This window comes from Streptomyces sp. NPDC005955 (assembly GCF_042871255.1).
Classification (GTDB): Bacteria; Actinomycetota; Actinomycetes; order Streptomycetales; family Streptomycetaceae; genus Streptomyces.
Genome location: NZ_JBIAIF010000012.1, coordinates 207,351 through 233,183, shown reverse-complemented (window position 1 = coordinate 233,183; position 25,833 = coordinate 207,351). Strand labels below are relative to the sequence as shown.

At 74.4% G+C, this 25,833-nt stretch carries 18 protein-coding genes; 6 read left to right on the top strand and 12 right to left on the bottom strand.

Annotated elements, in window-relative coordinates:
• Positions 1–15 precede the first annotated feature (15 nt).
• Genes ACFYOU_RS26030 through ACFYOU_RS26010 form a run of 5 tightly spaced genes read right to left on the bottom strand, consistent with a single transcriptional unit; the run spans position 16 to position 7,921 of the window.
• Positions 16–621 carry an ATP/GTP-binding protein gene (locus ACFYOU_RS26030; protein ID WP_391308892.1) on the bottom strand — a complete coding sequence of 202 codons (606 nt, stop codon included), beginning with the start codon at positions 619–621 and terminating at the stop codon, positions 16–18.
• Positions 602–4,333: a hydantoinase B/oxoprolinase family protein gene (locus ACFYOU_RS26025; RefSeq protein ID WP_391308891.1), complete on the bottom strand. Its 3,732-nt coding sequence runs from the start codon at positions 4,331–4,333 to the stop codon at positions 602–604. The genes ACFYOU_RS26030 and ACFYOU_RS26025 overlap by 20 nt, the downstream gene beginning before the upstream one ends.
• Before the next feature lie 25 nt (positions 4,334–4,358).
• On the bottom strand, positions 4,359–4,754 hold the full coding sequence (locus tag ACFYOU_RS26020; RefSeq protein ID WP_385494087.1) for a DUF742 domain-containing protein: 396 nt from the start codon (positions 4,752–4,754) through the stop codon (positions 4,359–4,361).
• 9 nt (positions 4,755–4,763) lie between these two features.
• On the bottom strand, positions 4,764–5,201 hold the full coding sequence (locus ACFYOU_RS26015) for a roadblock/LC7 domain-containing protein (RefSeq protein WP_389769020.1): 438 nt from the start codon (positions 5,199–5,201) through the stop codon (positions 4,764–4,766).
• Positions 5,198–7,921, bottom strand: coding sequence for a nitrate- and nitrite sensing domain-containing protein (locus ACFYOU_RS26010; RefSeq protein ID WP_389769022.1), 2,724 nt, complete (start codon positions 7,919–7,921; stop codon positions 5,198–5,200). The genes ACFYOU_RS26015 and ACFYOU_RS26010 overlap by 4 nt, the downstream gene beginning before the upstream one ends.
• 494 nt (positions 7,922–8,415) lie before the next feature.
• Between ACFYOU_RS26010 and ACFYOU_RS26005 the strand changes: the two genes are divergently transcribed.
• A complete protein-coding gene (locus ACFYOU_RS26005) occupies positions 8,416–8,940 on the top strand; it encodes a hypothetical protein (RefSeq protein WP_391308887.1) in 525 nt (174 codons plus the stop codon).
• 78 nt (positions 8,941–9,018) lie between these two features.
• On the opposite strand, the gene ACFYOU_RS26000 is transcribed toward ACFYOU_RS26005, so the two are convergent.
• The 4 genes from ACFYOU_RS26000 to ACFYOU_RS25985 form a co-directional block, all read right to left on the bottom strand.
• A complete protein-coding gene (locus ACFYOU_RS26000) occupies positions 9,019–13,752 on the bottom strand; it encodes a hypothetical protein (protein ID WP_391308886.1) in 4,734 nt (1,577 codons plus the stop codon).
• A 106-nt stretch (positions 13,753–13,858) separates the two neighbouring features.
• Complete coding sequence (locus ACFYOU_RS25995) at positions 13,859–14,752, bottom strand: hypothetical protein (RefSeq protein ID WP_385758438.1); 894 nt, start codon at positions 14,750–14,752, stop codon at positions 13,859–13,861.
• A gap of 136 nt (positions 14,753–14,888) precedes the next feature.
• Positions 14,889–16,418 (bottom strand): hypothetical protein, encoded by a 1,530-nt coding sequence (locus ACFYOU_RS25990; RefSeq protein WP_391308884.1) that lies wholly within the window; start codon positions 16,416–16,418, stop codon positions 14,889–14,891.
• 146 nt (positions 16,419–16,564) lie between these two features.
• Positions 16,565–17,266 (bottom strand): GntR family transcriptional regulator, encoded by a 702-nt coding sequence (locus ACFYOU_RS25985; RefSeq protein ID WP_391308882.1) that lies wholly within the window; start codon positions 17,264–17,266, stop codon positions 16,565–16,567.
• Between the two features lie 133 nt (positions 17,267–17,399).
• Between ACFYOU_RS25985 and ACFYOU_RS25980 the strand changes: the two genes are divergently transcribed.
• The 3 genes from ACFYOU_RS25980 to ACFYOU_RS25970 are packed head-to-tail and all read left to right on the top strand — an operon-like array spanning position 17,400 to position 19,727.
• Positions 17,400–18,158: a 5-oxoprolinase subunit PxpA gene (locus ACFYOU_RS25980; protein WP_391308881.1), complete on the top strand. Its 759-nt coding sequence runs from the start codon at positions 17,400–17,402 to the stop codon at positions 18,156–18,158.
• Positions 18,155–18,772: a carboxyltransferase domain-containing protein gene (locus ACFYOU_RS25975; RefSeq protein WP_391308879.1), complete on the top strand. Its 618-nt coding sequence runs from the start codon at positions 18,155–18,157 to the stop codon at positions 18,770–18,772. Before ACFYOU_RS25980 ends, ACFYOU_RS25975 begins: the two co-directional genes overlap by 4 nt.
• A gap of 58 nt (positions 18,773–18,830) precedes the next feature.
• Positions 18,831–19,727 carry a 5-oxoprolinase/urea amidolyase family protein gene (locus ACFYOU_RS25970; RefSeq protein WP_391308877.1) on the top strand — a complete coding sequence of 299 codons (897 nt, stop codon included), beginning with the start codon at positions 18,831–18,833 and terminating at the stop codon, positions 19,725–19,727.
• A 78-nt stretch (positions 19,728–19,805) separates the two neighbouring features.
• On the opposite strand, the gene ACFYOU_RS25965 is transcribed toward ACFYOU_RS25970, so the two are convergent.
• Both ACFYOU_RS25965 and ACFYOU_RS25960 read right to left on the bottom strand, forming a co-directional pair.
• Positions 19,806–21,224 carry a HEAT repeat domain-containing protein gene (locus ACFYOU_RS25965; RefSeq protein WP_391308876.1) on the bottom strand — a complete coding sequence of 473 codons (1,419 nt, stop codon included), beginning with the start codon at positions 21,222–21,224 and terminating at the stop codon, positions 19,806–19,808.
• Positions 21,225–21,502: 278 nt separating this feature from the next.
• Positions 21,503–21,913 (bottom strand): ankyrin repeat domain-containing protein, encoded by a 411-nt coding sequence (locus tag ACFYOU_RS25960; RefSeq protein ID WP_389769041.1) that lies wholly within the window; start codon positions 21,911–21,913, stop codon positions 21,503–21,505.
• Positions 21,914–22,323: 410 nt separating this feature from the next.
• Between ACFYOU_RS25960 and ACFYOU_RS25955 the strand changes: the two genes are divergently transcribed.
• Both ACFYOU_RS25955 and ACFYOU_RS25950 read left to right on the top strand, forming a co-directional pair.
• Positions 22,324–22,518 (top strand): hypothetical protein, encoded by a 195-nt coding sequence (locus ACFYOU_RS25955; RefSeq protein WP_073791794.1) that lies wholly within the window; start codon positions 22,324–22,326, stop codon positions 22,516–22,518.
• Between the two features lie 63 nt (positions 22,519–22,581).
• On the top strand, positions 22,582–24,249 hold the full coding sequence (locus ACFYOU_RS25950; protein ID WP_391308873.1) for a hypothetical protein: 1,668 nt from the start codon (positions 22,582–22,584) through the stop codon (positions 24,247–24,249).
• Between the two features lie 47 nt (positions 24,250–24,296).
• Here the strand turns inward: ACFYOU_RS25950 and ACFYOU_RS25945 are convergent, their stop codons facing one another.
• On the bottom strand, positions 24,297–25,802 hold the full coding sequence (locus ACFYOU_RS25945) for an aminotransferase class I/II-fold pyridoxal phosphate-dependent enzyme (RefSeq protein WP_391308871.1): 1,506 nt from the start codon (positions 25,800–25,802) through the stop codon (positions 24,297–24,299).
• Positions 25,803–25,833 lie beyond the last annotated feature (31 nt).

Genomic DNA, 25,833 nt, shown 5'->3' with positions numbered 1-25,833 from the left:
TGGCGCCCGGTCCCGTCAGGTGGTGGCGGTCTGGCGGGTCACCTCGCCGACGGCCAGGGCGTGTTCGACGACCTCGATGAGGACGTCCTTGGCGGACTCCCGGTGCCGGACGTCGCACAGGACGACGGGGACGGAGCCGTCGAGGTCGAGCGCTTGGCGCACCGAGTCGGCGGGGTAGCGGTCGGCTCCGTCGAAGCAGTTGACGCCGACGATGAAGGGGATGTTGCGCCGTTCGAAGTAGTCGACGGCGGCGAAACAGTCCTCCAGGCGGCGGGTGTCGGCGAGGACGACGGCGCCGAGCGCCCCGGTGGCGAGTTCGTCCCAGAGGAACCAGAAGCGGTCCTGTCCGGGGGTGCCGAAGAGGTAGAGCACCAGGTCCTGGCGGAGGGTGATGCGGCCGAAGTCCATCGCCACGGTGGTGGTGTTCTTGCCCTCGACGCCATGGGTGTCGTCGACCGGGCGGCCCGCTTCGCTGAGGGTCTCCTCGGTGCGCAGTGGCTTGATCTCGCTCACCGCGCCGACCAGGGTGGTCTTGCCCACGCCGAAGCCGCCCGCCACCAGGATCTTGAGGGTGACGGGTTCTATGGGGGCCTTGCCCCGCTCAGTACGCCCCAGGACCATCGGATTCGTCTCCTGCCTCAGTGGTGTGGGGCGACGGGGGACCGTATCCTCCGCCGCCAGGTGTTTCGATGACGAGTACGTCGCCGGGGCGGACAGCGACCGTGTCGCTGCCGTCCAGGTGCAGGACCGTACCGTCCGGGTGTTCGACCCGGTCGGTGCCGAGGGCGCCCGGGGCACCGCCGGCGAGACCGTAGGGCGGGACCCTGCGGTGTTGGGAGAGGGTGGAGACGGTCATGGGCTCGCGGAACCTGATGCGGCGCACGGCCCCGTCGCCGCCGTGCCACCGGCCGGCGCCGCCGCTGCCGTGCCGGACGGCGAACTCCTCCAGGAGGACGGGCAGGCGCCACTCCAGGACCTCGGGGTCGGTGAGCCGGGAGTTGGTCATGTGGGTCTGGACGACGGACGTTCCGTGGAAGCCGTCCCCGGCGCCGGAGCCCGAGGCGATCGTCTCGTAGTACTGGTGGCGGTCGTTGCCGAAGGTGACGTTGTTCATCGTGCCGGAGCCCTCCGCCTGGACATCCAGGGCGGCGTACAGGGCGCCGGTGACGGCCTGTGAGGTCTCCACGTTGCCCGCGACGACGGCGGCCGGGGGGCGCGGGGCGAGCAGCGAGCCGGGCGGGACGACGATGCGCAGGGGGCGCAGGCTGCCGTCGTTGAGGGGGATGTCGTCGGCGACGAGGGTGCGGAACACGTAGAGCACGGCCGCGACGACCACGGCGGACGGGGCGTTGAAGTTGGTCGTCAGCTGGGGGGACGTGCCGGTGAAGTCGATGGTGGCCGCGCGGGCTGCGCGGTCGACGGTGACCCGTACCCGGATGACGGCGCCCGAGTCGGTCTCGTACGTGTGGGAGCCGTCCCGGAGGGTGTCGATCACGCGGCGGACGGACTCCTCGGCGTTGTCCTGGACGTGGCGCATGTACGCCTGGACGACGTCGAGGCCGAAGTCGTCGATCACGCGGCGGACCTCGTCCACGCCCTTGTGGTTCGCGGCGATCTGGGCGCGCAGGTCGGCCAGGTTGGTGTCGGGGTCGCGGGAGGGGTGGGTCGCCGTGGTGAGCAGGTGGAGGGTTTCCGCTTCGCGGAAGCGGCCGTCCTCGGCGAGCAGCCAGTCGTCGAAGAGGACGCCTTCCTCGGCGAGGGTGCGGCTGTCGGCGGGCATGGAGCCGGGGGCGGTGCCGCCGATCTCGGCGTGGTGCCCGCGCGAGGCCACGAAGAAGAGCGGGGCTCCTGGGGGCCGTGCTCCGGCGACGGCATCCGCATCGCCATCGGCATCGGTGGGGCGGGCGAAGACGGGGGTGATGACGGTGACGTCGGGCAGGTGGGTGCCGCCGTGGTAGGGGTCGTTGACCGCGTAGGCGTCGCCGGGGCGCATGGTGCGGCCGCGGCGGCGGATGACCTCCTTGACGCTGGTGCCCATCGATCCCAGGTGGACGGGGATGTGCGGGGCGTTGGCCACGAGGGCGCCGTCGGGGTCGAAGAGGGCGCAGGAGAAGTCGAGGCGTTCCTTGATGTTGACGGACTGCGCGGTGGACTCCAGCCGGGCGCCCATCTGTTCCGCGACGGACATGAAGAGGTTGTTGAAGACCTCCAGGAGCACCGGGTCGGCGGCGGTGCCGGTGCGGGAGTCCTCGGGCACGGTGGTGCGTTCCAGGACCAGGTGGCCGGCCGGGTGCGGGGTGGCCCGCCAGCCGTCGTCGACGACGGTGGTCGCGCCGTCCTCGGTGATCAGTGCCGGCCCGGTGACGGCACGGCCCGGTGGCAGGTGGGCGCGGCGGTGCAGAGGGGCCCGTCGCCAGGCCCCGCCGGTGTGCAGGGCCACCTCGTCGGGGGGCTCGGGGGCGGTCGCGGGCGGGGCGAGGGAGGACAGGTCGGGGGGATCGGTGGGACCCACGGCCTCCACCGAGACGGACTCGATGACGATCGGGCGGTCCAGGGCGAAGGAGTAGACGGTGCGGTGGCGGTCCTCGAAGGCCCGGCCCATCGCGTCCGGTTCCCCGAGGTCCACGGCGAGGGTGGTGTCCGTGCCGTCGTAGCGCAGATGGGCGCGCCGGGTGACGCGGACGTCCGCGTCGGGGACGCCTTCGGCCCGCAGTTCGGCGCGGGCGGCCGCTTCCAGGGCGTCGGCGGTGTCGCGCACGCGGGGGGTGGTGGCCGGGTCCAGGGGTGCTTCGACGGACCGTTCGCGCAGGGCGGCGAGGTCGGCGAGACCGATGCCGAGGGCGGACAGCACGCCGGCCAGGGGTGGTACGAGGACGGTGCGGATGCCGAGCGAGTCGGCGACCCGGCAGGCGTGCTGTCCCCCGGCGCCGCCGAAGGTGGTCAGGGCGTAGCGGGTGACGTCGTGGCCCTGTTGGACGGAGATGCGGGTGACGGCGTTGGCGATGTTGGCCACGGCGATGCGCAGGTACCCTTCGGCGACCTGTTCCGGGGTGCGGTCGTCGCCGGTGCGGCGGGTGATCTCGGCGGCGAGCGCGGCGAAGCGGTGGCGGACGAGTTCGCCGTCGAGGGGCTGGTCGCGGTCGGGCCCGAACACCCGGGGGAAGTGGTCGGGCTGGATGCGGCCGAGCATCAGGTTGGCGTCGGTGACGGTGAGCGGTCCCCCGGCGCGGTAGCAGGCGGGGCCGGGGTCGGCGCCGGCGGAGTCGGGGCCGACGCGGTAGCGGCTGCCGTCGAAGTGGAGGACGGAGCCGCCGCCGGCGGCGACGGTGTGGATGTCCAGCACGGGGGCCCGCAGCCGCACCCCGGCGACGGTGTGGCTGAGGACGCGCGGGTAGGTGCCGGCGTAGTGGGAGACGTCGGTGGACGTGCCGCCCATGTCGAACCCGATGACGCGGTCGTGGCCGGCGCGTTCGGACATCCGGGCCATGCCGACGATGCCGCCCGCCGGTCCGGACAGGACGGCGTCCTTGCCGCGGAACCGGGTGGCGTCGGTGAGCCCCCCGTTGGACTGCATGAACAGCAGGCGTCCGCGGGGCACGTCCAGTGCCTCGCCCAGGCGCCGGACGTAGCGGCGCAGCACCGGCGAGAGGTAGGCGTCGGCGACGGTCGTGTCGCCGCGGGGCACCAGCTTCATCAGCGGGCTGACCTCGCTGGACAGGGAGATCTGGGGGAAGCCGATGCGGGCGGCGAGTGCACCGACGCGCTGTTCGTGTTCGGGGTACAGGTGGCTGTGGAGCAGGACGACGGCGACGGCGCGGACACCGTCGGCGCGGGCGGCGCGCAGCGGTCCTTCGAGGGCGTCGAGGTCGGGCTGGCGCAGTACCTGTCCCTCGGCGGTGATGCGTTCGTCGACCTCGATGACGCGCTCGTGGAGCGGGTCGGGCAGGACGATCTCACGGTCGAAGATGCGGGGCCGGTTCTGGTAGGCGATGCGCAGGGCGTCGCGGAACCCCCGGGTGATGACGAGGGCGGTGCGTTCCCCGGTGCGTTCGAGCAGGGCGTTGGTGGCGACGGTGGTGCCCATGCGCAGGGACGCGATCGTGGGCGCTGCGTTCGCTGCGCCCGCTGCGTGCTCGGCGAGGAGGAGCCGGATGCCCTCGACGGCGGCGTCGGGGGTCTCGGGGCCGGGGTCGCCGGGGGTCCCTCCGGGTCCCGCGGGGTCGCGGGGCCGTGCGGAGAGGACCTTGCGGGTGACGAGGCTCCCGTCGGGCCTGCGTGCGACGACATCGGTGAAGGTGCCACCGCGGTCGACCCAGAACTGCCAGCCCGTCACGTCGTTCTCCCCGCTGCCGTGCTGCTCAGAGGGCCCTCAGGCCGCTGATCACGTCGCGCAGGATACTCGCGTCCGGCAGCTCGGCAGGTGGCACGGGGCGTGTCACGTGCACGAGTTCGTCTTCGACGAGGTCACCGATCAGGACGCGGACCACGCCGATCGGCAGGTCCAGTTCCGCCGCGAGTTCGGCGACGGACTGCGGCGTGTCGCGGCACAGTTCGATGATGTCGACGTGTTCCGGGGAGAGTGACTGGTCGGCCTCCGGGTTGGCTACGTGGGACTCGGTGAGCACCACCGCGATCAGATCGAGGCGGTGTTGGTTGGCGCTGGTGGTGCGGCCCCGGGTCATCGCGTACGGACGTACCACGGGGCCGGCGTCGTCATCGAACCAGTGGGGGGTTCCCTGACCGTCTGCGCTCATGCAGTCCCACTACCCGCCAGGGGACGGTTCGGTGCGCGGAGCGGCCCCCAAGTGCGCGCCGACCCGCTTCACGAGCAGGGTCATCTCGTAGGCGACCTGACCCACGTCGGAGTCCGCGTCGGACAGGACGGCGAGGCAGCTGCCGTCTCCGGCGGCGGTGACGAAGAGGAACGCCTCGTCGAGCTCCACGACGGTCTGGCGGACGCCGCCCGCGTCGAAGTGGCGGCCCACGCCCTTGGCCAGGCTGTGGAAACCGGAGGCCACCGCGGCGAGGTGCTCGCTGTCCTCCCGGGTCAGTCCCTGCGACACACCGGTCGGCAGGCCGTCACCGGACAGGACGAGCGCCTTCCGGATGCTGGCGACCCGCTGGACGAGTTCGTCGAGCAGCCAGTTCAGGTCGGAGTTCTCCCCGGTCGCGATGTGGCCGTTGGCCCGTGGTGCGGTCATCGACCGTCCCCCTCAGATGTGGTTCCGTGTGCTGTGCCGCCCCGGGCGGTGTCGCCCTCGGCGTTCTCTTCGCGGCCGCGGGCCCACCCTCGTTGGAGCGAGGCCATGCGGCTGCGTACTTCGTCGGCGTCCCGCTCTTCGGGCGCCGGTCGGGCGCGATCGCTGCGCAGGTCCGGTCCCTGTCTGAGCTGGGGCGCGAGATTGGCCTGGCGGACCCGGCGCGGGAGGCCGCCGGTCGGGGGTTCCGCGGGGGGACCGTCCGGGCCGGGGCGCCGTCGGTCCGTGGGGGTGCGGTCCCGTCGGGGCAGGGTGGCTCCGCCGCGTGCGGTGGCGTCGCCGCCCGGGGGTTGGATGCTCCGTACGGCGTCACCGCCGGGCGCGGGGGTGCTCGTGGTGGCCTCCGGGAAGCGGCGTCTGCGCGGCAGGTCCGGCGGGGTGCCGGGGCCGGTGCGCGCGGTGGTGCGCTCCGCGCCGGGTTCGGGGGTGCGGGCTGCGGCTTCGACGACCGGACGGCCGTGGGAGCTGACGAGCTTGGGGGCGCGACGGCGCTGGAGGTCCGGTTCGGCTTCGCGGTACTCGTCCGGCGCGCGGTGCCGTCCGGGCGGGGGCGCGTGGTCGTCCGGGGTGCCGAGGCGGCCGGTGAAGACCTCGATGTCGTCGGCGGAGCCGATGGGCGCCGCCACTTCGGCGGGTCCGTCCAGGACGGAGGCGGGCAGTCCGGGGAGCGTTCCGGTGCCCTGGGCCGGGGTCGCGGCGCGGCCGCCGGTCCTGGCCTCGGCGAGGACGCGTCCGGCACGCACCCCGACCCCGTCGGTGTCGCCGTCCGGCGCCGCGTCGGTGAGCAGGGTCTCGGGCAGGAAGACGACGGCGGTCGTGCCGCCGTACGGCGACGGTTGGAGCGCGACGCGGACGTTCTGGCGCTGGGCGAGGCGGCTGATGACGAACAGTCCGAGGCGGTCCGTGTCGGACAGTTCGAACTCGGGGGTCTCGGCGAGCCGGAGGTTGGCGTCGAGCAGGGCCTCGGAGGTCATGCCCAGTCCCCGGTCGTGGATCTCCAGGGTGAAGCCGTTGGCCACGTACTCGCCGTGCACCTGGACCGTGGTGTGCGGCGGGGAGAACACCGTGGCGTTCTCCAGGAGTTCGGCGACGAGGTGGGTGACGTCGGCGACGGCGGGGCCGATGACGGCGATCCTGGGCAGTCGGCGGACGGCGATGCGCTCGTAGTCCTCGACTTCGGCGACGGAGGCGCGGACGACGTCCATCAGCTGCACGGGCTTGCGCCACTGGCGGGAGGGAGCGGCGCCGGAGAGGATCACCAGGCCCTCCGCGTGGCGGCGCATGCGGGTGGTGAGGTGGTCGATGCGGAAGAGGTCGGCGAGTTCGTCGGTGTCCTCGGTGCGACGTTCCATGGCGTCCAGCAGCGTGAGCTGCTTGTGGAGCAGGACCTGGCTGCGGCGGGCGAGGTTGACGAAGACCTCGGAGACGCCGTGGCGCAGTTCGGCCTGTTTCACCGCGGCTTCGACGGCGGCCCGCTGGAGGATGTTCAGGGCGAGTCCGACCTGGCCGATCTCGTCCTTGCCGTAGTCGAGGCGCGGGGCTTCGGTGTTGACGTCGATCTTCTCGCCGGAGGCGAGGCGCCGCATGACGCCCGGGAGCCGGACGCCGGACGCCTCGGTGGCCTCCAGCCGCAGCTGGCGCAGGTCACGGATGAGTCCGCGGCCGATGCGCACGGAGAGGAACACCGAGAACAGCAGGGCGATCAGGCCGAGGACGCCCGCGATGACGGCCCGGGCGATGACCCCGACGGCGATGGGGTGGACCCGGTCCTGGTAGCGGTCGTTGGCGGCGGCGTTGCGGTCGGCGAGGTTGTCGAGGACTCCCTCGGTGGCGTCGTTCCATTCGCCTGCGGAGATCATCGTGGGCACGCCGGGGGCGGCGGCGCCGACGGACTGTTCGGCGACCCTGAGCGCTGCGGTCTCGTCGTCGTGCCAGTAGTTCTCGTAGCGCTCGCGTTCGGAGGACGGGAGCAGGGTCAGGTTCACCTCGTACAGCAGTTCCCGCTGGGCGACGAGGTCGGAGATGGTGCGGATCTCGTGGCGGGTGAGGCTGCGGGCGACGAGCGCGGAGCCGAGGAGGGCGTCCTCCCGGGAGAGGAGTTCACGGGCGCGGGCGATGCCGACGAGGGCGCGGCCCTGCTTGTCCATCTCCGGGTCGTCCAGGCCGTGCACGGTCATCACGAGCGCGTAGCTGGGGTCGATCAGCAGGTTGTAGAGGTCGAGGGCGGTGGTCCGGCTGACCGTGCCCTCCTCCACGGCGTGCCGCACCGAGTCGATGCCGTCGAGGGCTTCGAGGAGGGCGGTGAGCCGACCGCGGGACTCGGCGTCGAGGTCGTCGGCGACACCGGAGGCCCGGGTGTTCTTGCGGACCTTCGCGACGAGTTCGTCCGTACGTTCCCGGACGCGGTGCAGATCGGTCAGGGCGTCGCTGGAGCTGGAGTCCGCGAGGTAGACCATGGACTGGCGGCGCTCCTCCTGGATGGCCTGGACCATGTCCTCGATCGGATAACCGATCTTGTCGACCACCTCGGCGACCGTCAGCAGCTGGGCCGCCTCACGGCTCGTGATCACGGTGGAGAAGCTCCACAGCGCGGTGAGCGAGACCAGCGGCACCAGCAGCAATGCCACGATCTTCCGGCGGATCGATCTCCCGCGAAAGCGCATGGCCTCCCCCTACTTCGAACCCCCGTGCCGGAGGTAAACAGGCGCGTCAAGAAACGGCGTGAGCCTACTACTGACGTAGCCACTTCTCGAAGACGTGTCCGGATAATTGTTCCCGACGGGACCCACGAGACATCATCAGTTGTCCACCTATGAGGGGAGATTGCCGCCCAGACCGGCGCACACGCCTCCGCCTCCGATCCCCCCACCCAGCGAGATCAGTTGGCTGGAAACGTGCGGTATGCGGGAATCTTCACGTGCACTCGTGCGTCTTCCTTACGGAGGCGGGGCACGGGGTGACGCCTTCGAAGTGGCCGGTGCGAAGGGGAACCGGCGTTCATGAGCAGGGTACGAGCGGGTCGCCGGATCACCGTGTGGTCACAACGGCCCCGCGCCGCCGTCGGGCGGCATAAAACAGAGCAAGACGGGCACGACATGGTTGTCGACGGCTGCGGCACCGGCGGACGGACCCGTGGACGGTGGGGAGTGACGAGGTCATGAAGACGGCAGAGCGGCGGACGCCGACCAGGCGGAAGACCCCGGTGGAGCGTCCGGACGCGGACGGCGGAGTCGGGGCGACCGCCCGGGTCCACCGGGTGGACGGCTCGGCGGGGGTCTCGGCGCCCCGCCCCAAACCCTTGTGGGTCGAGGAACCCGCACTCCGGTACCGGATGGCCGATCCGGTGCGCACGGCGGCCGTGCGGGCCGTGCTGATCGTGTCGGTCACCCTGATCCAGGCCATGGTGGCGTTCTTCTGCACGCTCGCCGAGTCGTGGCTGGCGTTCCCGATGGTGCTGAGCAGCATCCTCAGCACGGTGGTCGCCACCTGGAGCGTGCTCGACGTCTGGGTGACGCGCCAGGTCTGGAAGCAGCGCCACGGCGTGGTCTCCACGCCCAGCAGCACGGCGCGGGCCCTGCGGCGCGAGCGCCGTCGGGCGCTGAAGCAGGAGCGGCGGGCCGAGCGGGCCCGTACGCGCCAGGAGCGGCGCGGGGGCCGGCCGGAGCAGCTGTCCCACTCGTAGCCCTGATGAGGGGCCTGGTGCCCGCGCCGCCCTGCGCGGCGCGGGCACCGGGCGTCAGGCCGCGGCGGGCACGAGGCGTCAGGCCGTGGGGGCCGGGCGCTTGTACATCCGGGTCGCGGTGATCTCCCCGTGCACGCCCTCGTCCGATGCGCTGGCCCGGGGCAGTCCGGGACGCAGGTGCTCCTCGACGCTGATGTACTTCAACCCGGCCCGCAGGTCGGCGTCGTTGCGCAGCCTGATGACCAACGGGAACTCCGCGAGGGCCGTGGTGTCGAAGAGTCCCGTGGTGTAGAGGAGTTGGACCCCGAGCGCGTCCGACACCGCGCGCTGGAGCTCCAGCAGGTACGTGGCGTTGGCCCGGCCGATGGGGTTGTCGAGGAACAGGGTGCCGGCGTGGCGGTGCTTGTCGTGGCCCCGGTCGTTGGAGCGCAGCGCGGCCATCGTGCAGTAGAGGGCGATCGCCGCCGTCAACAGCTGGCCGCCGGAGAACACGTCGCCCATCTGTCCGACCGGCACCCGCTCCGCGCGCAGGACGGCGTCCGGCTTGAGGATCTCCACCGAGATGCCCCGGGGCTCCAGGGCGGCTCCCACCCCGCGCAGCAGCAGGGACATCCCGTCGCGCCGGAGGTCCGCGTTCTTGCGGACGGCGGCCCGGGTCGCCTCGTCGATCACCTCGCCCAACCGTTCGACCAGGGTGGCCTGGTCGGGCTCCTCGAAGCGGATGCGCAGGAACTCCTGCCCCGACCACTCGCCGAGTCCCTCGGGCAGCCGGGACAGGCGCTGCGCCGAGCGCAGGGTCGCCAGGGCCGACTCCACGAGCCCGCGCAGCCGGTCCACGATCGAGTCGCGGTTGCGCTCCAGTTGGGCGAGTTCGTCGGTGAGCACCCGCAACCGGGGCGCGAAGGCGTCGGCCCACTTCTGGGCGTGCTCGGGCAGCGCGGAGGCGGGCAGTTCGCGGATCTGCTGGCGGGCCGGGGTGCGGACCTGCTCGTACCGGGTGGAGTTGGCGTGCCGCACGAGGACGTCGCTGGCCTCGCGCACGGCCCCGTCGGCGGCCGAGAGGTCGGTGGCGCAGCCGCGCAGCGAGCGGCGGGTCTCGGCGGCGGCGGCGCGGGCCTGGTCCAGGCTGCCCGGGTAGGGCTCGGCCTCCTCGGCGGCGGACTCGTCGTCGTGGTGGTCGCGCAGCAGGTCGCGCAGGAGCGCCGCGGTCTCGTCGAAGCCCCCGGCGGCGTCCTGGGCCGTGCGGTGGGCCTGGAGCAGTTCGCCGTGCGCGGCGCGGGCCCGGTTCAGTGCCTCCGTGCGGGCGGCGAGGTCGGCGGTCGCGGCGCGCAGCAGGATCTGGGCGTGGTCGACGCTGGTGGGGGTCTTGTCGTCGGGCAGCTCGGTGTGGGCCTCGGCGTCCTCGGGCGCGAGGCGTTCCGCGTCGCCGCGCAGCCGCCCGAGTCGCTCGCTGGCCGCGGAGACCCGGTTCTCCAGCAGGTGCACCAGTTCCTCGGCGCGGGCGGCGGCGGCCTGCCGGGAGGGGCCGTCGGCGCCGTCCGGGGACTGGAGGAGTTGTTCGGCCCGGGCGCGGACCTTGTTGCTGAGGCGGTCGAGTTCGGTGAGGGCGGCGCTCTCGTCGCTCTCGGCCCGGGCCTGTTCGGCCCGCAGGTCGGCGCCGACGCCGACCTTCTCGTACACCTGGGAAGCGGCGCGGTACGCCTCCCTGAGCGCGGGCAGCGACGCCTTCGGTGCGGCCGGGGCGGTGTCGTCCTGCTCCTGGTGGTCCTCGGGGGCGCCGGCGATGTCGGTGCGTTCGGCCCGTAGGGCGCGGGCGGTGCGGCGGGCGTCGTCGGCGGCCCGCTGGGCGGCGCGGCGGTCCTCGTCGGCGGCGCGGGCGCGGTCGAGGCAGTACCGGGCCCGGGCCTCCGACTCGACGGCCTCGTCGGAGAGTTCGCGCACCTTCACCTGCCAGGCCGCACGTTCCCGCAGTCGGAACGCCAGGCCGGCGAGGGCGTCGGCCGCGCGGCGGGCGCGCTGGGCCGTCTCCTGGCGTTCCTCGCGGACCCGGGCGGCCTCGGCGGCGCTCTCCTCGGCCTCCGCGCGCTCGGTGCGGGCCTCGGCCAGTTCGGCTTCGGCCTCCTCGGCGAAGGTCCGGGCCTGCTGGGCGGCGTCGGCGAGTTCGGTGAGGCGGCCGGCGGGGCAACCGGTGCGCCAGGACGCGAGGCGGGAGGCGAGTTCGCGGTCCTTGCCCAGGCGCGCGGAGAGGGCCCTGATCTCCTCGTCCCGCCGGGTGGCACGGGTGCGCAGGGCCCGGCGTTCCTCGTCGGCGGCGTGCTCGTCGTGCATGGCCGGGTTCGGCGGGACCAGGAACACCGCGGTGTCGGCGGCGTCCTCGGCGGCGCCGGCCGGCGGGGTGGGGGCGAGCAGGGCCGCGGCGGTGCCCACGGCGACCGTGGAGCGCGGCAGCAGGGCGGCGCCGGTGAGCGCCTCGCGGGCGCGGGCGTGGGTGTCGGGGTCGGTGATGACGACCCCGTCGACGAGCTCCGGGCGGGCGGCGAGCACCCGGGCGTGGTCGGCGGGGTCGACGGCCTGGGCGAGGTAGCGCCAGCCGGGGAGGGCGGGGATGCCCTGTTCGCCGAGGAACTCGACGGTGGCGAGGACATCGGGGCCGGGCGGCAGCAGTCCGCCGTCACCGAGGGCGCCGAGGATGCGGGAGTCGTCGGCGGCGGCGGTCCGCAGGTCGAAGAGGTGCCGCTCGGCCGCGGTCACGCCCTCGTCCAGGAGGCCGCGCAGGTCGTCGGCGACGTGGTCGAGTTGCTCCACCGTGAGCGGGCCCGCCGCGCCGGCGGTGTCCTCGTCCGGGTCCGGGGCGGCGGCACCGCCCACGGGACGGCGGGTGGCCTCGCTGCCGGCCGGTCCCGCCGGCGCCGAGGGCGCCCGGCGCGGCTGCGGCACGCCCGGGGCGTCCCCGGGGCGGGGCGGGGCGCCGGGCAGGCCGAGGAGTTCGGTGAGGCGTTCCTCGGCGGCGAGCGCTTCGACGGTCAGCCGCTCGGCCTCGTGCTCGCGCCGGGCGGCCTGCGCGGCGTCGGCGGCGCGGGCGGCGGTGAGTTCGGCGCGGGACTCCACGGCGGCGGCCTCGCGGGCGCGTTCGGCGGCCCGGCGGGCGGACTCCCGTGCGGTGTCCCAGGCGGCGACGGCGGACTTCTCCGCGTCGCTGGCGGCGAGTGCGGCCCGCGCCGGGTCGGCGTCCGGGGCGGTGTCGTCCAGCCAGCCGGCGCGCACGGCTTCGGCGGTCTCCTGCTCCACCTCGGCGAGGCGCTGGCGCAGATGGCCCACCTCGCTGCGGGCGCGCTGGGCTTCGGTGGCGGCGGCCGTGGCGTCCCGGTGGGCGACCTCGCCCGCTTCCTGGAGTGCGGTGGACCGTTCCTCGCCCTCGTTGGCCAGGGCCTCGGCCTCCTCGGCGGCGGTGTGCAGCACCCGGACGAGGTCGGCGGCGGCCCGGGCCCGGGCGGCCAGCGCGGGGGCGGCGTCCCGTTCGGCTTCCAGGATCGCGGCGGCGACCCTGGCGGAGCGGTCGGCGGCGGCGCGGTGCCGCAGCACGGCTTCCGCGCCCTGCCAGGCGGCGTGCAGGGTGCGGGCGTCGGCGACCTCGCGCTTCTGCGCCGCCGCGGCCTTCTCGGCCCGGACCAGTGCCAGGGAGGCGTGCCGGAAGGCGAGTTCGGCGGCGATCAGGTCGATGCGGGCGCGGCCCCCTTCGGCTTCGCCGACGGTGTGCTCGGCGGCGGTGACCTGCTGGGCGAGGTCGGCGGTGCGCAGCCGTTCGGCGGCGGCGCGCACCGAGAGGCCGCGGAGCAGGGTGCGGGTGCGTCGTTCGGCGGCGCCGTGGACGTCACGGGCCCGGGCGCGGGTCTCCGCGGCGTCCACGATCTTGCCGAGGAGGTCGACGGAGCCCGCGGTGAAGTCGCGTTCGGCGATGAGTTCGGCGCGACGGCCGAGTTTGTTGCCGAAGCCGCTGACGAGGTCGGCGAGTCCGTCGGTGTCCCGGGTGTCGGTGACCGCGCGCAGCAGCAGGTCGGTGAAGTCGGAGTCCTTCTTGACGGCGAACAGTCCGGCGGCTTCGCCCTCGTCGGCGTTCATCTCGCGCTGGTAGCGGAAGAGTTCGGGGTCGAGGCCCAGCTCGCCGAGGTGTTCCGTCCAGCGTTCGTGGGTCTCCTCCCAGTGCACGTCGAGGTGCGGGTACGCCTTGCCCGCCTCGGTGAGGGCGTCCCGGAACCCCTTCATGGTGCGGCGGCGGCCCCGGGCTCCGGAGGCCCCTTCTACGGGCGGGCGGACGGCGGTCGACTCGGCGACGGGCAGGTTGTCCAGGCTGAGGCCGGGGCCGGGGCGCAGCGAGTACCACGCCTCGGCGAACTTGCGCGGGTCGTTGGAGACCTGCCGGCCGCGCCATTCGCTGACCTTGCCGACGACCACGCACTCGCCGGTCAGGGTGTGCTGCCACTCCAGGGCGACGTGCCCGCAGTCGTCGGCGAGCAGGAACTTGCGCAGCACTCCGGAGCTGGCTCCGCCGAGGGTGTTGCGGTGGCCCGGGAGCATCACCGAGAAGATCAGTTTGAGGAGGACGGACTTGCCGCCGCCGTTCTCCAGGAACAGCACGCCCGCGGGCGCGGGGCGGCGCGGCGGCCCGACCGGCTCCTCCTCGAAGAACTCCGCCTGGGTGGGGGCGGGGTCGGGCACGGGGGCGCCGACTCCGCGCAGGTCGAGCACGGTGTCGGCGTAGCGCGCACCGGCCGGCCCGATCGAGTAGAGGCGGACCCGGGACAGCTCGTACATGGCGGCGGACTCTCGTCGAGAACGTGGACGTGGGGGGCGATCGTGGCGGACCTGCCGTGGGGACGACGGGCTGCCGTCCGATCAGGTCAGGTCAGGTCAGGTCAGGTCAGGAGTGGAACGGGAGGCCGGCGTCGGCGACGAGTTCCAGGTCGTCGGCCTGGTCGGCGGGCAGCAGGGTGGCGGTGCCGTCGGTGACGGGGACCACGCCGAGGTCGAGCAGTTCGGCCATCGCGGCGCCGCCCGCCAGGTCACGGACCTGGAGCTGGTAGCGGGCGGTGGTGCGGAAGGTGCCGCCGGCGTCGTCCCCGGTGCGCTGGAGGAAACCCGAGTCGGTGAGGAAGGCGACCGCCTTGGCGACGATCCCGGTGGTGGAACCGGCGAGTCTGCGGGCGTCCTTGGTGGCGCCGGTGGAGCTGCGGCGCGCCCAGGTCCGCCAGGCGGCCTCCAGGCCGGGCTCACCGGACGCGGGGTCGGTGTTCTCGCCCTGCTCCGCCGCGCGTTCCTCCAGCCGTCGGCACGCCTGCCGGACGAAGGCGTCGACGCCGTTGACGGTGACCCGGCCGATGTATCCGTCGTCGACGAGGTCCTCGGGGCGGGGGAAGGCCAGCGCGGCGACGGCGAGGTGGGCGAGGCCGTGCAGGAAGCGGTCGGTGGAGTCGGCAGCGGTGCGGCGGGCGTAGTCGCCCATCCGGACCGCGAAGACGGAGTCCTCGGCGGCGGTGACGGCCATGCCCGCGCGGGGCGACACCTCCAGGACGACCAGGCCGAGGCCGGTGGCGACGGCGTCCGCGAGCCGGGCGAACGCGGGGTCCTCGCGGTAGCGGCGCAGCAGTTCGGCGTACTCCTGGTCGCGGGCGGGCTGGAGTTTGGGCTGGAGTCCGAAGGCGACGAGCCGGGCGGCGTCGGCGGTGTCCGCGGGGGTGACGGGGGCGGGGGCCGCGGCTTGCTGCCGGTCCTCCGGCTCGCTCCACGCGGCGGTGTCTGCGTGGTGGTCGCTCACGGCTGGTACTCCTCGATCGGGTGGTTCGTGGTGCCGGTGGGGCGGGTGGAGCAGGTGGAACGGAGGGAGGCTCGGGGCGTGCGGGGCCGACGGGGGGTGCGGTCGCGGTCCGCCGCCCGGGGCGCGGGGGCGGGTCTCACACGGCCTCCGCCCGGTCGGCGGCCATGCCCAGGGCGTCCAGGAGGGCGGTGCCGACGATGAGGTCGGCGCCGCCGAACTCGGGGTCCGCCAGCTCGGTGCCGTCGTCGACGGCGAAGAGCAGATTCTCCTCGCCCTGGCGGTAGGCGGTGCCCACCGCCGGGCTCGCCGCGTGCACGGCGAGCAGGGCGAGCAGGTAGGGCAGGTCGTGGTCGCCGCCGCGGCGGGCCTCGGCGAGCAGTCCGGACAGCCGCCGGGGGGCGTCCGGGGGCAGGTCGAGCAGCCGCATCGCCTGGGCGAGCTGTTCGTCGCTGAAGCGGCTGTCGTCGGGGGTGGCGATCAGGTCGGGCTCGGGCATCTCCGCGCCCAGGTGCTCCCGCTCCAGGGGCGGGGTGAGCAGGATGTCGACCAGGTCGGCCACGCGCACCGACACGGGGGTGCGCAGGCCGGTGCCGTGGGCGAAGAACGCGTCGGTGACCCGGATGGCGTGGGTGAGGGGGAGCGGCAGGGTGGGGGCGACGAGTTGGCCGTACAGGTCGAGGCCCGCGCTCGCGGTGGGCGGGGCGAACGCCTGACGGTCCTGTTCGGCGCGGAACAGGGGACCCGCTTCGAGCAGCCGGGACTGGAGCTGGGTGTGACGGCGGATGCAGTCCTTGACGATGTCGACGAGTTCCGCGGCGCGGCGCTTCTGCTCGGGGTCCTCGGACTCGTCGCGGGCCTTGCGGATGTTGGTGAGGATCGCGTTCTCGTGGCGGTAGCGGTCGGCGACGTGGTCGAGCGCTTCGTCGATCATGTCGGGGACGCCGTGGAGCCAGTCGACGGCGCGCACGTTGCGCCGGGTGGCGTCGAGGGCGCGGCGCAGCGTCTCGGAGTACTGCACCGTGCGGTAGCGGGCCTGTTCGGCGGCGAGTTGCGCATCGGCGAGGCGGCCCCGGCGGATCAGGACCTCCAGCTTGACCTCGGCGGCGATCTGCGCGCTGGTGACATCGGTGTCGAGGGCGCCGACGAGGACGTTGACGGCTTCGTCGGTGGTCCGGAGGTAGACCCCGCCGCCGTAGCCGGAGACCTCCTCGATGAGTTTGAAGTCGTAGTCGCGCCGTACGTAGGTGCCGTCCGTCGCGAAGGTGCCGTACACGGCGCGGAAGCCGCGGTCGACGCTGCCGACGTTGATCAGGTTCTCCAGGACCCAGCGGGCGACCCGCTCGTGTTCCCCGGCGGGGCGCCGGGGCGCCTGTGCGGCGATGCGGGGCACGAGCCGGGCCACTATCTGGTCGTGGTCGGCGCCCGTGTCGAAGTCCATGTTCAGCGTGACGAGGTCGATGGCCGACAGCGCGACCTCGGCCATGCCGTAGACCGAGTACTCCCCGGCGAGGTTCGCCTTGCGGGCGTCGAGGTCGTGGAGCGGGGCGGTGCACGCGAGCGCGCGCAGGCGCCGCGCCAGGCCCTCGTCGGCGGCCGGGCCCGGGGCGGGGCGCGGCCCCGCGCTGAGCTGGGGCGGAACGGGTTCCGTCGAGACAGGCGAAGTCACGGGGCACAGCCTAGGTCCTCGATCTGACATCAACCGAAACGACGCAGATGCCCCCGGGCGCGGCGGTCGGGTGTCCCGGGTCCCCGGGGGCCGGCGGGTGCCCCGGGCCCCGGGGAGCCGGGGGGGTGCTCCGGGGCCTCGGCACGTCAGCCGGGGTCGGGCCCGGCGGCCGTCCGCTCCCCGTACGCCTCGACCAGCCGGCGGCGGGAGTCGTCCAGGTAGGCGGCGAGGAGGTGTTCCGCGGTGGCGGTCTCGCCGCTCTCCAGGGCCTTCAGGACGTGCTCGTTGCGGGCGAGGAAGGGTTCGTGGAGCCCTCGGAGGTCGTCCACCAGGTGGAACGCGAGGCGCAGTTCGGCGAAGACGCTGCGCATGAGTTCGTCGGTGCGTTCGCTGCCGGCGAGGGCGACGAGCGCGCGGTGGAAGTGGAGGTTGGCGGTGGAGACGCCCTTCCAGTCCCGGGCGAGGGCTGCGGCGCGGCCTTCGGCGACGGCCGCGGCGATCTGCTCCACGGCGTGCGGCGGATTGCCCAGGCCCCGGACGACCGCGCATTCGACGAGTCGGCGCGTGCGGTAGATGTCCTCCACGTCCTGGATGGTCAGCATGCGGACGAAGACGCCGCGGTTGAGCCGGTGTTCCAGCAGGCGTTCGTGGGTGAGCAGCCGGAAGGACTCCCGCAGGGTGTTCCGGGAGACGCCGAGCGCACCGCCGATGGCGTCCTCGGAGAGCCGGGTGCCGGGCGGGAAGCACCCGTCGGCGATGCGTTCACGGAGGACGTCCGCGACCCGTTCGGCGGTGCTGGTCCGGCCGAGGAGCACCCGGTCACCGGCCAGGCCGGTCTGTTCTGCCATGCCGGGGATTCAATCGCAGCCCCCGGAAAGGGGACAACCGCGGGACGAGGGCCCCCGGCGAGAACGAGGCCCCACGGGTATTGAGGGATCGTTGAACGATCCCCTACCTTGCTGAAGAGGATAGGGAGGGCACGTGGTCACCATCGACCTCAACGCCGACCTGGGCGAGGGCTTCGGCCGCTGGACGCTCACCGACGACGAACGGCTGCTGTCCGTCGTCACCAGCGCCAATGTGGCCTGCGGGTTCCACGCCGGGGACGCACTGACCATGCGGCGGGTGTGCGCACGGGCGGCGGAGCTCGGCGTACGGATCGGGGCGCAGGTCTCGTACCGGGACCTGGCGGGCTTCGGACGGCGTGCCATGGACGTCCCGCCGCAGGAGTTGGCGGCCGAAGTCGCGTACCAGATAGGGGCGCTGGAGGTGTTCGCCCGGGCGGCGGGCGCGGCGGTGGCGTACGTGAAGCCCCACGGCGCGCTCTACAACCGGGTGGTCCACGACGGGGAACAGGCCGCCGCCGTGGTGGAGGGCGTGCTCCTCGCCGGCCGCGCCCTGCCCGTGCTGGGGCTGCCCGGCTCGCGGTTCCTCGCAGCCGCCGGGGCGGCCGGCCTCCCGGTCGTCACGGAGGCGTTCGGCGACCGCGCCTACACCGACGGGGGCACGCTGGTGCCGCGCGGCACGGACGGCGCGGTGGTCAGCGACCCGGACGAGGTCGTGTCGCGTTCGGTGGGGCTCGCCCGCACCGGCTCGGTCCGCGCCCACGGCGGGCGGGAGATCTCCGTGGCGGCGCGCTCGCTGTGCCTGCACGGGGACACCCCGGGGGCGGTGGAGCTCGCCCGTCGGGTGCGGGCGGGGTTGGAGCGGGCCGGGGTGCGGGTGGAGGCGTTCGCATGAGGCCGCTGGAGGTGGGGGAACGCGCCCTGCTGGTGGAGGTGGACAGCGGTGCGGCGGCGCAGGCGCTGCACGCCGAGCTGGTGCGCCGCCGGGCCGCCGGGACGCTGCGGGTGCGCGAGATCGTGCCCGCGGCGCGCACCGTCCTCCTCGACGGTCTGGACGACCCCCGGGGGCTCGCGGCGCAGTTGCCGACCTGGGCGGTGCCGCCGCCCCGGGCGCACCCGGCGGACACCGTCGAGATCCCGGTGCGCTACGACGGCCCGGACCTGGCGGAGGTCGCCGCGCGGTGGGGGGTGTCCGTCGACGAGGTGCCGGCGATCCACTCCGGTACCGCGTTCCGGGTCGACTTCTGCGGCTTCGCGCCCGGCTTCGGCTATCTGACGGGTCTGCCGGACCGCTACGACGTGCCGCGCCGGGCCACTCCGCGTACGACGGTGCCCGCGGGGTCGGTGGCGCTGGCCGGACCGTACACGGGGGTGTACCCGCGGGCGTCGCCCGGTGGCTGGCAGCTCATCGGCACGACCGAGGTGACGCTGTGGGACCCGGGGCGGGTGCCCGCCGCGCTGCTCTCCCCCGGTGTCCGCGTCCGGTTCGTGAGAGGGGAGAGCCGGTGAGCGGTTCGACGGCCCCGACGGCCCCGGTGGATTCGACGGCCCGGGTGGAGGGGTCCTGGTGACCGATCGCGCCGTCGTCGTCGTACGGCCGGGCGCGCTGACCACCGTGCAGGACCGGGGGCGCCCCGGGTACGCCCACCTCGGGGTGCCCCGCTCGGGCGCCCTCGACCCGCCGGCCGCCGCGCTCGCCAACCGGCTGGTCGGCAACCCGGAGGAGTGCGCCGTGCTGGAGACCACCGTCACCGGCTGTGCGGTGCGGCCCCGGCACGGCGTCCTGGCGGCGGTGACCGGGGCCCCCTGTCGGGTCACCGTGGACGGCCGCCCCGGCGGGTGGGGCAGTGCCCGGTGGGTGCCCGCCGGGGCGGTCCTGGACCTCGGGCCGGCCACCGCCGGGGTGCGCAGTTACCTGGCGCTCGGCGGTGGCGTGGCCGTGGACCCGGTGCTGGGGAGCCGCTCGACGGACCTCCTGTCCGGGCTCGGGCGACCGCCGCTCGGCGCGGGGGACGTGCTTCCGCTGGGCCCCGGACGCCCGCCCGTCGCCCGGGTGGACACCGCGCCCCAGCCGGGTCCGCCCGGTGCCCACCGGGACCTCGTGCTGGGGGTGCGGTTCGGGCCGCGCGCCGACTGGTTCACCGCCGCGGCCCTGCACGTGCTGACCACGTGCGCGTACCGGGTGTCCCCGGCCAGCAACCGGGTGGGGCTGCGCACCGAGGGGCCGGCGCTGCAACGCGCCGTCGGGGGCGAACTGCCCAGTGAGGGCCTGGTGCTGGGCGCCGTGCAGGTGCCGCCGGACGGACGTCCGGTGGTGTTCCTCGCGGACCATCCGACGACGGGCGGCTATCCGGTGGTCGCCGTCGTCCGGGAAGCCGATCTGCCGGCCGTCGCACAGGCGGCGCCGGGCACGCCCGTGCGCTTCGTGGTGGCGCCGGCGGCGCGCCGCCGCGGGCACGGCTGACCGACCGCGTCCGGCGCCTCGGGCCGGCGGTGCGGTCGGCCCGGGAACGGGGCGCGGACGCCCCGTTCCCGGAGGGGTTCAGACGGCCGGGGCGTCCGGGCCGATGCGGCTGCGGACGGCCGTTTGGACCTCGTCCTCCTCCGCGGGGTCCGCGGCGAGCCTGCGCAGCCGCTCCACGACACGCGCGTCGCCGGTCTCCGCGTGCCGCGCGGCGATCTCCCGGGTGCTCTCCTCGCAGTCCCACAGGCATTCGACGGCGAACCCGGCCGGGAAGGACCCGTCGGTCGCGGCGAGGGCGCGGGCCGCGCGCCCCCGCAGATGGGAGGAGGCGGTCTCGCGGTAGACGTGGCGCAGCACCGGGGCCGCGCAGACGATGGCGAGTCGGCCCGCGCCGTCCACGAGGGTCCACAGGGTCGCGGCGTCCGGGCCTTCGGAGCGCACCGCTTCCCGGAGCGCGCCGAGGACCAGGGTCGCGTCACGGGCGCCGCCCCGGCAGGCGAGCACGCGTCCGGCGGCGGCTCCGAGGGCGTCGGGCCGTTGGACCCAGGCCCGGGCGCGGTCCACGGCGGCGACGCTGCGCATGCGTTCGAACGACTCGACGGCGGCCTCCACGACGGTCACCGAGGGGGAGGCGACGGCCGCTTCGATCAGGTCGAGGGCGAGGGGGTCGTGGGCGTCGGCGAGGTAGCGCAGGGCGGCCGAGCGGGCGCCGTCGGTGCCGCTCAGCGCGGCTTGGGTGATCTCGGGGCGGTCCTGCGGCCCGGCGACGGCCGTGAGGCAGCGGGCGGCGGGCGCGTGCAGGGGGGTGCCGCGTTCGGCGCCCTGGTCGGCCCAGTCGAGGACCGCGCGCACGCTCCAGCCGGGGCGCGGCCCGGTGGAGTCGAGTTGGCGCTGCCAGCGGTCGAAGGAGCCCTGTTCGCCGGCGGCCCGGACCCGGCCGGCCACCGCCTCGCGGGGGTCGTCGGCCCACAGGCGCCAGGGTCGTGGTTCGTAGGCGTCGCGGACTGCGGCGGCGAGCGCGGCCTCGCCCTCGGTATCGCGGGCGAACCGGGCGAGGACGGGCACGGCGAGGGCGCGCAGCCCGGCGTCGTCGTCGCGCAGCGCCAGTTCGTCGAGGGCCCAGGCCCAGTTGGTGCCGTGCGTGGCGTACCGCCGCAGCAGGTCCAGGGCGTCCCGGCGCCCGTAGGAGGCGAGGTGGCCGAGGACGGCGAGCGCGAGCCCGGTGCGGGAGTCGCGGGTGTCGAGGACGTCCTCCGGGTGGAAGAGGTGCGCCTCGACGGCGTCCAGCTCGCCGTGCAGGTCGAGGTAGAGCCGCGCGTAGTACAGGGAGCGGTTCTCGATCTGCCAGTCGTGGCGGGGGTCGTGGAGAACGCACTGGTTCAGTGCCGCGAGCGCGTCGGCCCGCGGAGCGGTGAGCGCGTGGAGCGTGCCGTCGCCACGGCCTCTCTGGAGGAGACCTAGCAACGTGCCACTGGGCGCTATACCCGAATCGAACATGGGAAACAGCCTCACATCAAGCGTCGACGCGACCGGGGATTCGCATTTACCAGGTCACGCGACAACACGTCGGGGCGCCCGTCGTCTCTTGCTTGCTGTAGACCATCTTCCTCTGCCTCTCGTCGGTGGCCCGTGCCGGGCCGTTCAGGGCCCGCGCGGTGCGGCAACACCTGCCCATCCGTCGCGTCCATGAATCACGTGGTCATGATGACCCAGGCGTTCACAATGCCGCGACCGATTTCCCGGACCGGCGTTCCGCCTGGTCAGGGGCGGGTGCTCTAGCCGGCGCCGAAGAGTTCCAGGAGCTGGGTCTTGCCGAACATCCGGGCGGTGTCCGTGGCGGACGGGCTGCCGGCCCCCGGGTCCGCGCCGCCCTCGAACAGGACCCGCACGACCTCGTCCTCGCCCTTGAAGACGGCTCCCGCGAGGGGGGTCTGTCCCCGGTCATTGGGCCGGTTCGGGTCGGCGCCGCGCTCCAGGAGGGCCCGCACCACGTCGACGTGACCGTGGTAGGCAGCCAGCATGACGAGGGTGTGGCCGTGGTCGTTGGTGAGGTTCACCGGGACGCCGGCGTCGACGTAGGCGGCGAGCCGGTCGGCGTCCCCCGTGCGGGCCAGCTCGAAGAGCTTCGTCGCGAGTTCCACGACGTCGGCGTCGGGGGTGGCCCCGGGCTCGGGGGCTTCGCTCATCGGACGGTGCCTCTCTCTCGGTCGGTGCAGGTCCTACGGGTGCCGGTGGGCCCTCGGACGGTGTCGAAGAGCCGAAGACCCGAAGACCCGGAGGTCCCCCGGACAGGTGAATCGACAGGGTACTGCCCGCGCGGGTGCGTGAGCGGCGGCGCCCGGGGGTGACGCCGGCTCCCCGTTCGGCGGTCCCGGCGGCTCCGGGCGCGTGCCCGTTCGGGTCACGGGCGCGCCGGTCCGGGGCGCCGGGCCCGTGGACGGCGGGCGGGGGTGCCCCTGCCGGACGGGTGAACAGACGTACGCCACTCAGGCGAAACATCGAGCAATTCACCCCATTGCACCTTTTATCGTACGGATACCTGCTGTGAGCCTGGAACAGCTCATGGTGACTGTCCCCACCGACCAGGAGAAACCCCATGATCCTCTCCATCTCAGGCGTCGTGCTGCTCGGAATCATCGTGTTCCTGTTCTTCCGCAAGGACGGCCTCAAGGGTTCGCACGCCGTGGTCTGCGCCCTGTTCGGCTTCTATCTGGCGAGCACGGCGATCGCCCCCAGCATCAAGGCGGGCGGGGCGAGCCTCGCCAGCCTCCTCGGCGGGATCAAGTTCTGACGGTCCGCCGCACCTGTCCCCCCCCTCCGTACCCACCCCCCGCACGCACCCCAGGAGACCGACGTGGTCCGGCGCCCCCTCCCCCGTCTGCTGCGCGACGGCAGCGCACCGATCGCCCGGAGCCGGGAGCTGGCCAGGTCGGCGGCCGACAGCGCCACCGATGTCCTCCATCCGCTGATCACGATCGTGCGGGGCCTGCGCCGGCTGGCCGCGGCCGGGCGGCGCAAGTGGGCGGCCACGCCCAAGGACGGGCGCGGCGGGCTGCTGTTCGTCGCCGCCGCCCTGGTCCTGGTGGTGGCGCTGGTCCCGTACGGACCGGCCTTCGCCGTGGTCACCCTGATGGCGGCGGCGGCCTGGTCCGGTCGGGACCGGACCCCCGCGGCCCCCGCCGGTCCCGACGAGTCCCAGGTCCACCGCCTCACCTCGCTGTACGAGGCGCTGGTGCCGTACTTCTCCGTCCCCGAGGACCCCACCCCGCTGTACGCGCACGGCGGGGACTGGGAGCAGGCGTTCGGCGCCTTCGAGTTCGACGACGGCCGCCTCTCGCGCCTCCTGGTGCGCTACCCGGCGTACTTCACCGACGGCGAGCCGGCCGCGCGCGCCCGTATCGAACAGGTGCTGCACGCCAAGTCGGGGCGCGGGCGCGAGTACCGCTTCGACTGGGACGAGGAGGGGAACGAGCTGACGGTCACCGCACTGTCCCCGCTGCCCACCGACATCGTCGCGCAGCGGTTCGTCACGGCCCCCGGCGAACTCGTGCTCGGCCTCACCGACCCCACCGGTGTGCCGCGCACCCTCCCGGTCGTCCACGGCGACGGCGTCCGCGACGAACCGCCCGTCGTCTGGCGCACCGGCCACCGGTCCACCGAACCGCATCTGCTCGCCGTCGGACGGCCGGGCAGCGGCACGACCAGCCTGTTGCGCTCCCTCGCCCTCCAGGCGCTCCCCCACGGCGACGTCCTGGTGGTGGACGGTGCGGGGACGGGCGAGTTCGCGTGTCTGATCGGCCGTACCGGCGTCCTCGCCGTCGAGACCGGGCTCTCCGGCGCGCTCGCGGCGCTGGGGTGGGCGGCGCACGAGACGGAACGACGACTCACCGACGCCCACGAGGCCCGTCGGGCGGGCGGTCCGCCGCCGGAGGACGTCCGGCGCCCGCTGTACCTCCTGGTGGACCGGCCGTCGGTACTCGGACACCTGGCCGCGACGGACGGCACCCGCGATCCGCAGGCCCTGCTCCAGACGGCGCTGCGGCACGGTCGGGCGGCGGGCGTGACGGTGGTGGTCGCGGAACAGTACGACGCGCTCGACGCACTCGGCGACGCGGTCCTGCGGCACACCCGGGCGCGGGTCACCCTGGGGCCGGTGGTCGAGGGCACCGAAGGGGTCCTGGGCGCGGCACCGCACACCACGCCCGTCAAGGAGGTGCCGCCGGGCCGGGGGTACGCCCGCCTCGGTGACGGACCCGTGTTGCGGTTGCAGGTGCCCGCGACGCCCGATCCGTACGACGGGGCGACCAGCGAGGCGCACCGGCAGGCCGTGCTGGCGCTGCTGCCGGAGCGCACCGCGGCGACCCCTCCCCCGGCCGAGGAGCCGTCACCCGCCGGGACGTCTGCGTCGGTCGAGCCCCCCTCGCCGGTCGAGGTCGTTGCGCCGGTCGAGGACGGTGACGCGACGGACGCGCCCATCCGGGACGCGCGCGCACGCCGGGCGGCCGCGGCGTTGGAAGGCTGACCCGCCCCGGTCGGGCCGCGGGTGGTCGGACCGTCCGGGCGGCCCGGTCAGGCCACGAACGTGCGGGTGGGCTCGGCCCCGTTCGCTCCGGCCGCACCGCTGCGGACCAGTCGCGCCGCCGCCGCGAGCCGGGCCGCCGCCTCGTCCGCGACCGCGCCGCCGACCGTGAACGGCAGCCGGACGTACCCCTCGAACGCCCCGTCCACCCCGAACCGGGGTCCGGACGGGACCCGGATGCCGACCCGTTCCCCCACCTCCGCCAGCCGGGAGCCGGAGAGCCCGCCGGTGCGCACCCACAGCGTCAGACCGCCGTCCGGCACCTCGAACTCCCAGTCGGGCAGCTCCCGTCGCACCGCCGCCACCAGGGCGTCGCGGTTCTCCCGGGCCTGGGCGCGGCGCAGCGCGACGGCCTCCTCCCAGCCGCCGCCGCGCAACAGCCAGTTGACGGCGAGCTGTTCGAGGACGGGGGTGCCGAGGTCGGCGAAGGCGCGGGCCGCGACGAGGCTGCGGATCACGTCGGGGGCGGCCCGGACCCAACCGATCCGCATGCCCGCCCAGAACGCCTTGCTGGCGGAGCCGACCGTGATCACCGTGGAGCCCGCGGGGTCGAACCCGCAGACGGGGCGGGGCATCGTCAGGTCCGGCTCCAGGGCCACTTCGCTCATCGTCTCGTCCACGATGAGCACCGTTCCCGCGGCGCGGGCGGCCTCCACCAGGGCGCGCCGCTGGTCCTCGCCGATGAGGGCCCCGGTCGGGTTGTGGAAGTCGGCGACGACGTACGCGAGCCGGGGCGCCGCGTCCCGGAGCACCTGGCGCCAGCGGTCCAGGTCCCAACCGCCGAGGCGTTCGGCCATCGCGACCGGGACCAGCCGGGCGCCGGCCTCCCGCATGAGCTGGAGGATGTTGGCGTAGCTGGGCGACTCCACGGCGATCCGTTCGCCGCGGCCGGCGAAGAGGTGACAGATCGCGTCGGTGGCTCCCATCGCCCCGGTGGTGACCATGATCTGTTCCGGCATGGTGGGGATGCCGCGTGCGGTGTAGCGGGCGGCGATCATCTCCCGTAGCGCGGGCAGCCCGGCCGGGTAGTCGCCGTGGGTGTGGGCGTACGGCGGCAGTTCCTCCAGGGCGCCGTGCACCGCCCGGGTGAGCCAGGGCTCGGGGGCCGGCAGCGCGGCGCAGCCCAAGTCGATCATGGACCCCAGGGCCTCCGGGGGCAGTGGTTCGAGGCCGCGTGCGGGGAAGGGGTTGCCGGCCGGTACCGAGGTCCAGCTCCCGGCGCCCCGACGGGACTCCAGGAAGCCCTCGTTGCGCAGTTCCTCGTACGCGGCGGCCACCGTGGTGCGGCTCACCGACAGCGCGAGGGCGAGCTCGCGCTCGGCGGGGAGCCGGGCGCCCACCGGAACCCTGCCCTCCAGCACCAGCAGGCGGACTCCGTCGGCGAGCGCCCGGTACGCGGGCGGTCGACGGCTGCCGGGGCCGGCCGGCCGGGTCTGCTGCGAGGTGAGCAGACGGGCGAGCTGCGCCGAACCCACCGTTGAGGTCCACTGAGCCATGCTCTTCAGTCCACCTTCCTCGAATTGGCCA

Bases quoted from the DNA above. Each gene is read 5' to 3' on its own strand.
- ACFYOU_RS25975 (WP_391308879.1), top strand. From the start codon at position 18,155: ATGAGGCCGCTGGAGGTGGGGGAACGCGCCCTGCTGGTGGAGGTGGAC.
- ACFYOU_RS25985 (WP_391308882.1), bottom strand. From the start codon at position 17,266: ATGGCAGAACAGACCGGCCTGGCCGGTGACCGGGTGCTCCTCGGCCGG.
- ACFYOU_RS26030 (WP_391308892.1), bottom strand. From the start codon at position 621: ATGGTCCTGGGGCGTACTGAGCGGGGCAAGGCCCCCATAGAACCCGTC.
- ACFYOU_RS26005 (WP_391308887.1), top strand. From the start codon at position 8,416: ATGAAGACGGCAGAGCGGCGGACGCCGACCAGGCGGAAGACCCCGGTG.
- ACFYOU_RS26000 (WP_391308886.1), bottom strand. From the start codon at position 13,752: ATGTACGAGCTGTCCCGGGTCCGCCTCTACTCGATCGGGCCGGCCGGT.
- ACFYOU_RS26010 (WP_389769022.1), bottom strand. From the start codon at position 7,921: ATGCGCTTTCGCGGGAGATCGATCCGCCGGAAGATCGTGGCATTGCTG.
- ACFYOU_RS25960 (WP_389769041.1), bottom strand. From the start codon at position 21,913: ATGAGCGAAGCCCCCGAGCCCGGGGCCACCCCCGACGCCGACGTCGTG.
- ACFYOU_RS25955 (WP_073791794.1), top strand. From the start codon at position 22,324: ATGATCCTCTCCATCTCAGGCGTCGTGCTGCTCGGAATCATCGTGTTC.
- ACFYOU_RS26015 (WP_389769020.1), bottom strand. From the start codon at position 5,201: ATGACCGCACCACGGGCCAACGGCCACATCGCGACCGGGGAGAACTCC.
- ACFYOU_RS25945 (WP_391308871.1), bottom strand. From the start codon at position 25,802: ATGGCTCAGTGGACCTCAACGGTGGGTTCGGCGCAGCTCGCCCGTCTG.
- ACFYOU_RS26020 (WP_385494087.1), bottom strand. From the start codon at position 4,754: ATGAGCGCAGACGGTCAGGGAACCCCCCACTGGTTCGATGACGACGCC.
- ACFYOU_RS25965 (WP_391308876.1), bottom strand. From the start codon at position 21,224: ATGTTCGATTCGGGTATAGCGCCCAGTGGCACGTTGCTAGGTCTCCTC.